Here is a 13,508-nt window from a genome sequence, read left to right as displayed (position 1 = left end):
AGCGGCAACATCGCGGCCGATAGATGAGCCGATAAGATTAGGTGAGAAGTCCGCGCCCGCGTCTGCTCACTGGAGGGCCCCGCCCATGTCGATCGCTGAAAGCAGCGTTCCCATCGCCGTACCGGTGCCGACCGGCGGCGACGATCCGACCAAGATCGCCATGCTCGGCCTGACGTTCGACGACGTGCTGCTGTTGCCTGCCGCATCGGATGTGGTGCCCGCTACCGCGGACACCTCCAGCCAGCTGACCCGCAAGATCCGGCTGCGGGTGCCGCTTGTCAGCTCCGCCATGGACACCGTCACCGAGGCGCGCATGGCCATCGCGATGGCCCGCGCCGGTGGCATGGGCGTGTTGCACCGCAACCTTCCGGTCGGCGAGCAGGCGGGGCAGGTCGAGACGGTCAAGCGGTCGGAGGCCGGCATGGTCACCGATCCGGTGACGTGCTCGCCGGACAACACGCTCGCCGAGGTCGACGCGATGTGCGCGCGCTTCCGTATTTCCGGACTGCCGGTCGTCGACGACACCGGTGAACTCGTCGGCATCATCACCAACCGCGACATGCGCTTCGAGGTGGACCAGAACAAGCCGGTCTCCGAGGTGATGACCAAGGCACCGTTGATCACGGCCCAGGAAGGCGTTTCGGCCGAGGCCGCGCTCGGGCTGTTGCGCCGGCACAAGATCGAGAAGCTGCCCATTGTCGACGGGCACGGCAAGCTCACGGGTCTCATCACCGTCAAGGACTTCGTCAAGACCGAGCAGTTCCCGTTGTCCACCAAGGACAGCGACGGCCGGCTTTTGGTCGGGGCAGCCGTCGGCGTCGGCGATGACGCCTGGACCCGGGCCATGACACTGGTCGACGCCGGGGTCGACGTGCTGATCGTCGATACCGCACATGCCCACAACCGCGGGGTGCTCGACATGGTGCACCGGCTCAAGACGGTGGTCGGCGACCGCGTCGAGGTGGTCGGCGGCAACGTCGCGACCCGCGCCGCCGCGGCCGCACTGGTCGAGGCCGGTGCCGACGCGGTGAAGGTCGGTGTGGGTCCCGGCTCGATCTGCACGACGCGTGTGGTCGCCGGTGTCGGCGCACCGCAGATCACCGCGATCCTGGAGGCGGTCGCGGCGTGCAAGCCCTATGGCGTCCCGGTGATCGCCGACGGCGGTCTGCAGTACTCGGGTGACATCGCCAAGGCGCTGGCGGCCGGTGCTTCGACCGCGATGCTCGGTTCACTGCTGGCGGGCACCGCCGAGTCGCCCGGCGAGCTGATCTTCGTCAACGGCAAGCAGTTCAAGAGCTACCGCGGCATGGGCTCGCTCGGCGCCATGCAGACGCGTGGCCCGCAGAAGAGCTACTCGAAGGACCGCTACTTCCAGGACGATGTGCTCTCCGAGGACAAGCTGGTGCCGGAAGGCATCGAGGGGCGTGTGCCGTTCCGCGGGCCGCTGTCGACGGTCATCCACCAGCTGACCGGCGGGCTGCGCGCCGCGATGGGCTACACCGGCTCGGCCACCATCGAGCAGCTGCAGCAGGCGCAGTTCGTGCAGATCACGGCGGCCGGGCTCAAGGAAAGCCACCCGCACGACATCACGATGACTGTCGAGGCACCCAACTACTACACCCGCTGACAAGGGGAGTCTTCAGGTCATGCGTGACATGGTTGAAATCGGCATGGGCAGAACCGCCCGCCGCACCTACGAACTCGACGACATCACGATCGTGCCGTCGCGGCGCACGCGCTCGTCGAAGGATGTGTCGACGGCGTGGCAGCTCGATGCCTACCGGTTCGAGATCCCCGTGGTCTCGCATCCCACCGATGCGCTGGTGTCGCCGGAGTTCGCGATCGAAATGGGCCGGCTCGGCGGGCTCGGCGTCCTCAACGGCGAAGGCCTGATCGGTCGGCATGCCGATGTCGAGGAGAAGATCGCTCAGGTCATCCAGGCCGCGGCAAAGGAGCCCGAACCCTCGGCGGCGATCCGGCTGCTGCAGCAACTGCATTCGGCTCCGTTGGATCCCGATCTGCTCGGCGCGGCGGTGGCCCGGATCCGCGAAGCGGGGGTGACGACGGCGGTGCGGGTCAGCCCGCAGAACGCCCAGGCGCTCACACCGACGTTGGTCCAGGCCGGCATCGACCTATTGGTGATCCAGGGCACCATCATCTCGGCCGAGCGTGTCGCGCAGGACGGCGAGCCACTCAACCTAAAGACCTTCATTTCCGAGCTCGACGTGCCGGTGGTGGCCGGCGGCGTGCTCGACCACCGCACGGCGCTGCACCTCATGCGCACCGGCGCGGCGGGCGTCATCGTCGGTTACGGCTCGACGAGCGGCGTGACCACGAGCGACGAGGTGCTCGGCATCAGCGTCCCGATGGCGACCGCGATCGCCGACGCCGCCGCGGCCCGTCGTGAGTACCTGGACGAGACCGGCGGCCGGTATGTGCATGTGCTCGCCGACGGCGACATCCACTCTTCGGGCGATCTGGCCAAGGCCATTGCGTGCGGGGCCGACGCCGTCGTGTTGGGCACGCCGCTGGCGACCTCGGCCGAGGCACTGGGCGGCGGCTGGTTCTGGCCGGCGGCCGCGGCGCATCCGTCGCTGCCGCGCGGTGCGCTGCTGCAGGTGGCACTGGGTGAGCGGCCGTCGCTGGAACAGGTGCTCACGGGCCCGTCCGACGATCCGTTCGGTTCGCTGAACCTGGTCGGCGGCTTGCGCCGGTCGATGGCCAAGGCGGGCTACTGCGACCTCAAGGAATTCCAGAAGGTCGGGCTCACGGTCGGCTCTTGACGCCGAGCTACTCGGCGCGCCCGTCCGCCGGCCCACGCCCGCCTTTGTCACGCCGGAGTGGCTGTCGCCCTCGAGCGTTGCGCTGGCGTGACAATGGGCCCAGGTGGAGCGACTGGAACGGCCATCTCCTTTACAAGTTAGGGCCTCCTGTCTAGAAGTTACCTGCCGGTAGCGTCATACTGATCACATGAAGCCTGACTACGACGTCTTGGTTATCGGTTCCGGATTCGGTGGCAGCGTCAGTGCGCTGCGGCTCACCGAGAAGGGCTATCGGGTTGGCGTGCTCGAAGCCGGGCAGCGGTTTGCCGACGCTGACTTTGCCAAGACCTCGTGGGATCTGCGCAAGTTTCTGTGGGCGCCGAAGTTCGGCATGTACGGGATCCAGCGCATCCACCTGCTGCGTAACTGCATGATCCTGGCCGGCGCCGGGGTCGGCGGCGGATCGCTCAACTACGCCAACACGCTCTATGTGCCGCCGGAGCCGTTCTTCAACGACCCGCAGTGGAAGGACATCACCGACTGGCGTGCCGAGCTCATGCCGCATTACGACCAGGCCAAGCGCATGCTCGGCGTGGTGACCAATCCGACGTTCACCGACGCCGACCGGGTCATGAAGGAAGTGGCCGACGACATGGGGTGCGGCGATACGTTCGTGGCGACGCCCGTCGGCGTGTTCTTCGGCCCGGACGGGCAGAAGACCCCAGGCAAAACGGTGCCCGACCCGTACTTCGGCGGGGCCGGGCCGTCGCGCACCGGTTGCCTGGAGTGCGGCGAATGTATGACGGGATGCCGGCACGGAGCCAAGAACACGCTCGTCAAGAACTACCTCGGACTTGCGGAAACCGCTGGCGCGCACGTACATCCGATGACGACGGTGACGAGCTTCGAGCAGCGCCCCGACGGGCTGTGGGAGGTCACCACGGTGTCGACCGGACGCAAGCTGCGCCGCAAGGGCAAGAAGTTCACCGCGACGCATCTGATCCTGGCGGCGGGCACTTACAACACCCAGAAGCTGCTGTTCAAGATGCGCGACTCGGGGAAACTGAACAAGCTGTCCGCCAAACTCGGCGTCCTGACCCGTACCAACTCGGAGTCGATCGTGGGCGCTGGACGGCTCACGGTCGCGCCGGATCTCGACCTGACCCACGGCGTGGCGATCACGTCGTCGATCCACCCGACCGCCGACACGCACATCGAACCGGTGCGATACGGCAAGGGCTCCAACGCGATGGGTCTGCTGCAGACCCTGATGACCGACGGCGCGGGGCCGCAGGGCACCGATGTGCCACGCTGGCGACAGTTCTTCAATCAGGCCGGCGAGAACCCCCGCGAACTCATTCGGCTGCTCAACCCCAGCCGCTGGAGCGAGCGCACCGTGATCGCGCTGGTGATGCAGCATCTGGACAACTCCATCACCACGTTCACCAAACGGACTCGGCTGGGCGTCCGGATCATGTCTTCCAAGCAGGGCCACGGTGAGCCGAACCCGACGTGGATCCCGGTCGGCAACGAGGTGACCCGGCGGATCGCCAAGAAGATCGACGGTGTCGCGGGCGGAACCTGGGGCGAGCTGTTCAACATCCCGCTGACCGCGCACTTCCTGGGTGGCGCGGCAATCGGCGACAGTCCGGAACACGGTGTCATCGACCCGTACCAACGGGTCTACAACTACCCGACCCTCTACGTCATGGACGGCGCCGCGATCTCGGCGAACCTCGGTGTGAATCCATCGCTTTCGATCACTGCACAGGCCGAGCGGGCGGCAGCGTTGTGGCCCAACAAGGGTGAGCAGGATCAGCGTCCGGCGCAGGGCGCGCCGTACCGCCGGCTGGCGCCGATCGCGCCCGAGCGTCCGGTCGTGCCTGTTGAGGCGCCCGCGGCGCTACGTCGGTTGCCGATCGAGCCGGTTACCTCAGCCGGCTGACGGTGCGTTCTGGGCTGTCACCCGCAATCGATACTTCAAACCGGATTAGGGCACCGCTAGTTTGGGTACATAAGCCCCAACTTTGGGGGCGGAGTGGCTCCCGGCTGGGAGGATTCGGCATGCGGGATGTGTTTCACGAGGAGCTGTCGGCGCTCGGTGCGCAATTGAGCGACATGTGCGGCCTCGCCAAGAGTGCGATGGAGCGCGCGACACGATCCTTGCTCGATGCCGATCTGGTGTTGGCCGAAGAAGTCATCGCCGATCACGAACACATCGCCGCCTTCAACCGCGAGATCGAGCACATGGCATTCAAACTGCTCGCACTGCAACAGCCCGTTGCCGGCGAACTCCGGATGGTCGTCGGCTCGATGCACATCGCCGCCGACATCGACCGCATGGGCGCGCTTGCCGTGCACGTCGCCAACATCTCGCGGCTGCGGCATCCGCAGTGCGCGTTGCCGGACGACGTGCGCGCGAGCTTCGCCGAGATGGGCGCCAGGGCTGTGCAGCTGGCCGGCACCGCCCAGGAAGTCTTGCTGTCGCGCGATCCCGACACGGCCGCGCGGCTGCGTGCCGAGGACGACGCCGTCGATGCCGAGCACCGGCACCTGTTCACGCTGCTGATCGATCACAAGTGGCAGACCGGGGTGTGCTCGGCTGTCGATGTCGCCCTGCTCGGCCGCTATTACGAGCGTTTCGCCGACCATGCCGTGGAGATCGGCAAGCGCGTCATCTTCGAGGCGACCGGCGGGATGCCGATGCACAAGAAGCTGGCCTGACCGCTAGTCGCCGGCGGGCGCCGATTCGAGCAGCGCCGAGATGAGGCGCGCGAGCGTCTCGGTGTCGATCGTCCCTGGTTGGAGGACCTCTTCCATCGCGATGCCTGCGCTGATGGTGACGACCAGCTGGGCGAGCCCGTCGAGCTGGTGACGCGGCAGGGTGGTGCCCGCTTGTTCGACGACGTGCAGTGCCTGCTCTGCGGCGGCGCGGCGGCGCGCGATCAGGCGTTCGCGCAGTTGCGGATCGCGCATCGCACGAAGCCAGTACTCGATGAGCACGATGTGGTACTCGTGCTGCTCGTGAATCGAGTCGAGCATTGATCGACTCAACGCGACGGCAGTGGCAGCGGTATCGCCGCCGCCGCTGTCGAACGCGGTCGCGATCAGCTCGCCGCGAGTCTCGAACTGGCGGTCGAGGAGTGCCAGGAACAGCTCGTCCTTGGATTCGAAGTTGGAGTACACCGCTCCCTTGGTGAATCCCGCGGCTTGACCGATCGCGTCGATGGTGGCGCCGGCGAACCCTTCGGCCGCGAACACCTCAAGCGCCGCGTCCAGGATGCGGTCGCGGACCTCGCCGCGCGTGGGGCGGATACGTGCGGGTTTGACCGGCGACATACCTGACAGCATACTCGTGAGTATTGAATGGATACTAGCGAGTATCGAAAGGTGTGAGAATGACGGACGTTGATGACCCCGTCCCGCCGGAGGATCCCGACGACGAGGGCGACGAAGCCGACGTGATCCCGGCCCTGATCAGCGCATCCGGCCTCGGCGTGGACGGCGAACACGGGCCGTTGTTCTCCGATGTCGACCTTGAGCTGACACCGGGATTTCACGCGATCCAGATGCCGGGCGGGTGGGGCCAGACGGCGCTGCTGCTGACGCTCGCGGGCCGGCTCAAGCCGACCTACGGCACGGTGACCGTGGCGGGTGACACCCACCCCAAGGGCATCCGACGCCACTGCTCGATCGCGGCCTTTCCCGATATCGACGACCTGGAGGAGTCGGTGACCGTGCGGACGGTGCTCGCCGAGCAGCGCCGGTGGCTCGCGCCGTGGTACGCGCGGGTGCCTGCCGAATCCGGAGAGGCCGCGCTCGCCGAGGTGTTCGGCGACGTGCCCGCGCCGTCGGCCAAGACCTACATCAGCGAACTGTCCGACCTGGAGCTGTTTCTGCTGCGCGTCACACTCGCGCGGTTCTCGGACCGCCCGATCCTCGTCGTCGGCGACCTGGAGCAGGTACGCGACAACACCCGGCGGGCGATTGCCATCGAGCGGCTCGGCGCCATCGCCGAGCAACGCACCGTCGTCGTCGGGGTCACCAACCCGCTCGGCTCCGACGCTCCCGACCACGGCCTACACGATCACCGCATTCTGATCGGGAAGGACAACTGATGCCGGCTGCACTTGCCTTCGGCTCCGAAATCAAACGCTTCGGCCGTAGCCGGATGACCCGCGCGGCCATCGTCGTGCTGATGTTGCTGCCGCTGGTGTACGGGGCGTTGTATCTGTGGGCGTATTGGGACCCGTTCGGCCAGGTGGACAAGATGCCGGTCGCGCTGGTCAACTCCGACCGGGGTGCCGAGGTGTCGGGGCAGCACGTGAACGCCGGGGCCGAGATCGCCAAGAGTCTGACCGACGACGCGAGTATGGACTGGCACGTCGTGGACGCCGACGAGGCCCGCAGCGGAGTCGACCACGGCAAGTACTACTTCATGCTCGAGTTGCCCCCCGACTTCAGCGAGGCGATCGCGTCGCCGCTGACCGGGAAACCGAAGCAGGCCAACCTGATTGCGGTCTACAACGACGCGAACAATTACATCTCGTCGAACATCGGCCGCACCGCGATCGATCAGGTGCTCAACGCGGTGTCGACGCGGATATCGGGCCAGGCGATCAATCAGGTGCTGTCGGTGGTCGTGACCTCCGGCTCGGGCATCAAACAGGCCGCCGACGGCGCGGGCCGACTCGCCGACGGTGCGGCGAAGGTCGACGATGGTGCCGGCCAACTGGCATCGGGACTGGACACCGCGCGGTCCGGTTCGGTGAAACTGTCCACCGGGGCCAAGCAGCTTTCCGACGGCATCACCAAGGCGACCGATCCGCTGCTGACGGTGAGCAAGGCGCTGTCCCAGATCGGCGGTGACACCGAACAGCTGCAGCAGGGCGCGACGGCGCTGCAGCAGGCCAACGACCAGCTCGGCATGATCGCCGATGCGCAGGACGCCGCCGCCGCATCGCTGTCCACGGTGATCGACCAGCTGTCGGCGAGCCAGGATCCGGTGGCCGTCAACGCCGTAGGCGCGCTGCGCGGCATCGAGGATCAGCTTCGCGGCCACCAGTTCACGCCGGAGATCCGCAGGCAACTCACCGACGCTGAGAACGCCGCCATCTCGATGACGACGAATCTGCGCACGCCGGGCAGTCCACTGAACTCCGCGCTCGGCCAGGTCGGCTCGAAAGGCCAGGAGCTGACCGACAAGCTGACCCAACTGCGAAGCGGCGCCCAGCAACTCGCGTCCGGGAACGCCGAATTGGCAAGCGGCATCGCCAAACTCGATAACGGTGCCGGTGAGCTGACGTCCGGCACGGCGCAACTCAAGACGGGTTCGTCCGAACTGGCCGCCAAGCTCGCCGACGGCGCGAACCAGGTACCGAACTGGACCACCCAGCAGAAGGACGCGATCGCCGACACCATCGGCGGCCCCGTTCACCTGGAGAACTCCCATGAGAACGCCGCGCCGAATTTCGGTACCGGCATGGCCCCGTTCTTCATCACGCTGGCCCTGTTCTTCGGCGCACTCGTGCTGTGGATGGTGTTGCGGCCGTTGCAGACCCGGCCGATCGCCGCGGAGGTGCTCGCGATACGCGTTGTGCTCGCCAGCTACCTGCCCGCGGCGGTGATCGGACTGTTCCAGGCGCTCATCCTGTACTGCGTGGTGCGCTTCGCCCTCGGCATGCATGTCGTGCACCCGGTGGCGATGCTGGCGTTCATGATGCTGGTGTCGTGTGCGTTCGTCGCGGCGACGCAGGCGGTCAACGCACTCGTCGGCCCCGCGGTGGGTCGTGTCCTGATCATGGCGTTGCTCATGCTGCAGCTGGTGAGCGCAGGTGGGATGTACCCGGTGGAGACCACCTCACGGCCGTTCCAGGTGCTGCACAATTACGACCCGATGACATACGGCGTCAACGGTTTACGTCAGCTCATCCTCGGCGGCATCGACTACCGGCTCTGGCAGGCCATCATCACGCTGCTCCTCATCTGGGCGGGCGCGCTGGCGATCTCGTCGCTGTCGGCCCGACGCAACCGGACGTGGAACCTGATCAGGCTCATGCCGGCGATCAAGATGTGACCAGCCGGGCCGCGTCGGCCAGGCCGCGGCTGTGCCGTCCGTGCACGTCGACCGGGACATCGCCGGTCAGCGTCACCCGGTGCATGACGCGGTGCTGGTCGTCGTAGTCGTCGACCGCACGGTGCTGCGTCGCACGGTTGTCCCAGATCGCGACGTCACCGGGCAGCCAGTTCCAGCGGATTGTGTTCTCCGGCATGGTGATTCGCCGCTGAAGCAGCTCAAACAGCGTCTGCGACTCGTGGGGATCGAGGCCGAGGAATCCGCGCACGAAATCTCCGGCCAACAAGGTCCGCTCACCGGTCTCGGGATGCACGCGGACCACCGGGTGCTCGGTGCGGAAGTCCGGCTTCTCGAACGCGGCGCGCATGAGCTGCTGTTCCTCGGTCAACGGGATCGTTGCCGCGGCGTAGTCGTAGCGGTTGCTGTGCACGGCCCACAGGTTGTCGGCGAGGTGTTTGAACGCCTCGGGCAGCGCGTCATAGGCCGCAGCCGTCGACGCCCACAGCGTCGAACCGCCGTAGCTGGGCAGGGTGATCGCGCGCAGGATCGAGGCGGCGGGGTAGTTGGGCACGAAGGTGACGTCGGTGTGCCAGCGCGTGGCCTTGGCGTACTCCGAGTCGATCGGCGTGATGATCGATTCCTGGCCCATCGCCTGCGTGATCGTGGGATGGCCGACGGGCGTGCCCAGCAGGCAGGCGAACGCGTACTGCTCGTCGTCGGTCAGGTGGTGCTGATCGCGGAAGAAGATCACCTTGTGCCGCAGCAGTGCGGCACGGATCTCGGTGACGGTGGCGTCATCGAGACTTCCGGCGAGCCGGACGCCGTCGATCCTCGCGCCGATACGGCTGCCGAGCTTTGTCACGGAAACGGGAACGGTGGTCGGGGCGGTCATCGGCGTGTCCTCTGCTGGTCGGGCCTGGTGTAGTCAAATGACTACACGCTCACGTCCGCTAGTGTAGCCGCGTGACTACACCCACGCCACCGGCAAAGCGCGCGGCAAGCCCCGTCGGTCGCGACGAAGTGGTGGCGGCGACGCTGGCCGCCGCCGCGGAACTGTTCGCCGAGCGGGGTCCGGCGGGCACCTCGATCCGCGACATCGCCACCCGGGCCAACGTGAACCATGGGCTGGTCTACCGGCACTTCGGCACCAAGGAACGCCTGGTCGGTGCCGTGCTCGAACATCTCGGGACGCGCCTGACGGCGCTGTTGGGCGACGGCGCTCCGGCCGACGAGATCGAGCGGACCCTCGACCAGCACACGCGCGTGATGGCACGCGCACTGCTCGACGGCTATCCGGTGGGCCAGTTGCAGACCCGGTTCCCTGGCGTCGCACTCCTGCTCCACGAGGTGGTGCCGAGATTCGACGACGAGAGCAAAGCCCGCCTCGCGGTGGCCAATGCCGTTGCCCTGCAATTGGGTTGGCGTCTGTTCGAACCGTTCCTGCGCTCGGCGACCGGCATCGAGGAGGTCAGCCGCGCCGACATACAACAAAGCGTCGGTGCCGACATCGCGCGAATACTCGCGCCGTGATAACTAGCCGCCGCGGCGGCGCAAAGGCTCACGTCCCACCGGCTGCGGCGGCGCCGGGAGCAGCGGCCGCACGGGTTGCACCGCGACGGTGGTCGGCGCGTTGGTGTTGATCACGAGGTCTTTCCCGGCGTGCCGGATCGCCAACGTGTGATCGGGCCCGTCGCGGACCGTGTAGGTGACCTGTTCGTGGTCGGCGTGTACCGTCACGCGAAATCCTTTCCAGCGCAATCGGAAACGCAGGCACGAGATTCCGTCGGGTAGGTGCGGGTCGATCGACAGGATGCCCTCGTCGTCACGCAGACCGCCGAATCCGGCGACCAGCGCGGTCCAGGAACCGGCCAGTGATGCCATGTGCAACCCGTCGCGCGTGTTGTTGTGCAGATCGCGCAGGTCGATCATCGCCGCTTCATAGGTGTAGTCGTGTGCGAGTTCGAGGTGCCCGACCTCGGCGCACATCACGGCCTGCGTGCAGGCCGACAGCGACGAGTCGCGCGTCGTGCGCCGCTCGTAGTAGTCGACGTTGCGGGCCTTCTGTTCCGGGGTGAAAGCGTGGCTCTGCCACTGCATCGCGAGCACCAGGTCGGCCTGCTTGAGAACCTGCGCCGGATAGAGTCGAACGTAGGGCTCATTGAGCAGCAGCGGATAGGTCGTGTTCGCGTTGAAATCCCATTCGGCCAACGTGGTGAACCCCTGGCACTGCGGATGCACGCCCAGTTCCTCGTCGTAGGGAATGTGGGCGGCATCGGCGGCGTCGCGCCAGGCCGCGGTCTCCTCGGTCGTCACACCCATCGCGTATGACGCGTCGGGATGGCGGGTGCACGCGTCGGCCGCGACCCGGAGGTTGTGGGCGGCCATCAGATTGGTGAACACGTTGTCGCGGACCACCGCGGTGTACTCGTCGGGTCCCGTCACCCCGTCGAGATGCCACACGCCGTGGCGGTCGTGGTGGCCGAGCGACATCCAGAGGCGGGCGGTGTCGACGAGCACCGCAAGACCACACTCCTTCTCCAGCGAATCGTCGCCCGTCACAATGCGATAGCGCTCGAACGCCATCGCGATATCGGCGTTGATGTGCCAGGCCGCTGTGCCTGCCGGCCAGTACGCCGAGCATTCCTCGCCACGTATCGTCCGCCACGGGAAACTGGCGCCCTTGAGGTCGAGGAGCGCCGCACGCTCGCGCGCCATCTCGAGCGTCGACGCGCGCCACCGCAGGGCGTCGGCCGCGGCCTGCGGTTTGGTGTAGGTCAGGACCGGCAGCACGAAACCCTCGGTGTCCCAGAACGCGTGGCCGTCGTAACCGGTGCCGGTGAGCCCCTTGCCCGCGATGGCACGGCGCTCGGCGCGCGCACTGGCCTGCAGTACATGGAACAGCCCGAAGCGCACGGCCTGCTGACAGTCCGGGTCGCCTTCGACCTCGACGTCGGCGCAGTCCCAGAACTCGTCGAGGTAGGCCCGCTGCGAGTCGAGCAGACCCTGCCATCCGCTGTAGCGCGCACCGGTGATGGCCGCGGCCGCCTGATCCCGCAGCGCCGGTCGCGACCGCAGGCTCGACCAGCCGTACGCGAGGTACTTCACGATCCGCAGTTTCTGGCCGGCCCGCAGCCCGCAGATGACGGTGGTGCGGGCCAGGTCCTCGCGGGCGTCGGTGCTGACCTCGACACGGCCCGGCACCTCGACGTCGTGATCCATCGCGGCCGCCATCATCAACCCGCTGCCGCGCGTGCGGTGCACGAGAAGCGCGCCGTGGTCGGTGTTCTCGTGATGGACGGCCTGCAGCGGATGCTTGAGCACCGCTGAGACGCGTGGATCGCCCGTCGTCTCCGGTTGGTCCTCGTTGGTGACGAGTTCGGATTGCACTGTCACGCGGACGAATTCGTCGATCGCCTCGACGACGTATTCGATCGCTGCGACGCCGCGCTGGGCGAGCGACACCAGGCGTGTCGAGACGACGCGCACCTGCTTGCCCGCGGGCGATCGCCACCGGGCGTGGCGGGTCAGGGTCCCCGCCCGCAGATCGAGTGTCCGCTCGTGGTCGATCAGGTCGCCGTAGCGGACGTCGAACGGCTCGTCGTCGACGAGGAGACGCAGGATCTTGCCGTTGGTGACGTCGACGATGGTCTGGCCTGCCTCGGGATAGCCGAACCCGGCTTCGGCGTAGGGAAGCGGCCGCACCTCGAAGAACCCGGCGAGGTAGGTGCCGGGCAGACCGTAGGGTTCGCCCTCGTCGAGATTGCCGCGCAGACCGATGTGGCCGTTCGACAACGCGAACAGCGATTCCGACTGTGCCAGGAGATTGAGATCCAACCGGGTTTCGCGGATCTGCCAAGGTTCGACTGGGTAGGCGTCGTGGGTGATCATCATGGGCTACAGCAGCTCGGTCAGGTCGGTGACCACGATGTCGGCGCCGCTTTCGCGCAGCTGCTGCGCCTGCCCGACCCGGTCCACGCCCACCACGAACCCGAATTCGCCCGCACGTCCGGCGGCGACGCCGGACAGCGCGTCCTCGAAGACCGCGGCTTGGGCGGGGGTGACGTCGAGCAGTTCGGCGGCTCGCAGGAAACTGTCGGGGGCCGGCTTGCCTGCGATGTGTTCCTCGCGCAGGGTGACACCGTCCACCCGATGTTCGACGAACTGGGCCAGCCCGGTGATCTCGAGCACCTCGCGGGTGTTGGCGCTGGAGGACACCACCGCCCGCCGAAGCCCGGCGGCGGCGGCAGCCTCCAGATATCGCCTTGAGCCGTCGAACACTTCGACACCATCCTCCCGCAGGGTCTTGTGGAACATCTCGTTCTTGCGGTTGCCGAGGCCGTGCACGGTTTCGGCGCCGGCGTCGTCGTCCGGGCCGCCCTCGGGCAGGGTGATGTCGCGGCTCGCCAGAAACGACCGGACCCCGTCTTCCCGCCGCTTTCCGTCGACGTAGCTCAGGTAGTCGCCTGCGATGTCGAACGCGACGAACTGCTCGCCCGTGCGTTCGGAGCGCACCCGGAGATAGTCGTCGAACATGGCCTTCCAGGCCTTCTTGTGCACGCTCGCCGTATCGGTCAGCACACCGTCGAGATCGAACAGGCAAGCCGTGATCTGCTCGGGCAGCCCAAGCACAGGCGTCCTCACTTTCGGTTGGGGACGGGTCTACTCCACCA

Annotated in this window: 11 protein-coding genes; 7 read left to right on the top strand and 4 right to left on the bottom strand. The window is 67.1% G+C overall.

The annotated features are described in order from the left end of the window. Nucleotides 1-85: 85 nt before the first annotated feature. From guaB to phoU, 4 genes are all read left to right on the top strand, one after another. Nucleotides 86-1,627: an IMP dehydrogenase gene (guaB, locus tag ACRCUN_RS04485; RefSeq protein WP_462140451.1), complete on the top strand. Its 1,542-nt coding sequence runs from the start codon at nt 86-88 to the stop codon at nt 1,625-1,627. A gap of 28 nt (nt 1,628-1,655) precedes the next feature. Next, entirely contained in the window at nt 1,656-2,783 is a 1,128-nt protein-coding gene (locus ACRCUN_RS04480) for a GuaB3 family IMP dehydrogenase-related protein (protein ID WP_462140586.1), read from the top strand. Between the two features lie 187 nt (nt 2,784-2,970). Beyond that, nucleotides 2,971-4,707 (top strand): GMC oxidoreductase, encoded by a 1,737-nt coding sequence (locus ACRCUN_RS04475; protein ID WP_462140450.1) that lies wholly within the window; start codon nt 2,971-2,973, stop codon nt 4,705-4,707. 119 nt (nt 4,708-4,826) lie between these two features. Then, nucleotides 4,827-5,486 carry a phosphate signaling complex protein PhoU gene (gene phoU / locus ACRCUN_RS04470; protein WP_462140449.1) on the top strand — a complete coding sequence of 220 codons (660 nt, stop codon included), beginning with the start codon at nt 4,827-4,829 and terminating at the stop codon, nt 5,484-5,486. A gap of 3 nt (nt 5,487-5,489) precedes the next feature. Here phoU and ACRCUN_RS04465 read toward each other — a convergent pair whose 3' ends face one another. Beyond that, nucleotides 5,490-6,113 carry a TetR/AcrR family transcriptional regulator gene (locus ACRCUN_RS04465; RefSeq protein ID WP_462140448.1) on the bottom strand — a complete coding sequence of 208 codons (624 nt, stop codon included), beginning with the start codon at nt 6,111-6,113 and terminating at the stop codon, nt 5,490-5,492. A 47-nt stretch (nt 6,114-6,160) separates the two neighbouring features. On the opposite strand from ACRCUN_RS04465, the gene ACRCUN_RS04460 reads away from it, so the two are divergent. Next, nucleotides 6,161-6,880, top strand: coding sequence for a P-loop NTPase family protein (locus ACRCUN_RS04460; RefSeq protein ID WP_462140447.1), 720 nt, complete (start codon nt 6,161-6,163; stop codon nt 6,878-6,880). Further along, nucleotides 6,880-8,838, top strand: coding sequence for a YhgE/Pip family protein (locus ACRCUN_RS04455; protein WP_462140446.1), 1,959 nt, complete (start codon nt 6,880-6,882; stop codon nt 8,836-8,838). Before ACRCUN_RS04460 ends, ACRCUN_RS04455 begins: the two co-directional genes overlap by 1 nt. Here ACRCUN_RS04455 and ACRCUN_RS04450 read toward each other — a convergent pair. Then, nucleotides 8,828-9,730 carry a TauD/TfdA dioxygenase family protein gene (locus ACRCUN_RS04450; protein ID WP_462140445.1) on the bottom strand — a complete coding sequence of 301 codons (903 nt, stop codon included), beginning with the start codon at nt 9,728-9,730 and terminating at the stop codon, nt 8,828-8,830. The two genes, ACRCUN_RS04455 and ACRCUN_RS04450, sit on opposite strands and share 11 nt — an antisense overlap. Nucleotides 9,731-9,801: 71 nt before the next feature. Here ACRCUN_RS04450 and ACRCUN_RS04445 point away from each other — a divergent pair, with 71 nt between their 5' ends. Further along, nucleotides 9,802-10,368: a TetR/AcrR family transcriptional regulator gene (locus ACRCUN_RS04445; RefSeq protein ID WP_462140444.1), complete on the top strand. Its 567-nt coding sequence runs from the start codon at nt 9,802-9,804 to the stop codon at nt 10,366-10,368. Nucleotides 10,369-10,371: 3 nt separating this feature from the next. Here the strand turns inward: ACRCUN_RS04445 and ACRCUN_RS04440 are convergent, their stop codons facing one another. Further along, complete coding sequence (locus ACRCUN_RS04440) at nt 10,372-12,726, bottom strand: glycoside hydrolase family 65 protein (protein WP_462140585.1); 2,355 nt, start codon at nt 12,724-12,726, stop codon at nt 10,372-10,374. Nucleotides 12,727-12,732: 6 nt separating this feature from the next. Beyond that, nucleotides 12,733-13,467, bottom strand: coding sequence for a beta-phosphoglucomutase family hydrolase (locus ACRCUN_RS04435; protein ID WP_462140443.1), 735 nt, complete (start codon nt 13,465-13,467; stop codon nt 12,733-12,735). Nucleotides 13,468-13,508 lie beyond the last annotated feature (41 nt).

The organism is Mycobacterium venezuelense, assembly GCF_054919535.1.
The sequence above is the reverse complement of the archived record's forward strand: the minus strand, read 5'-3'. Positions and strand labels throughout refer to the sequence as shown.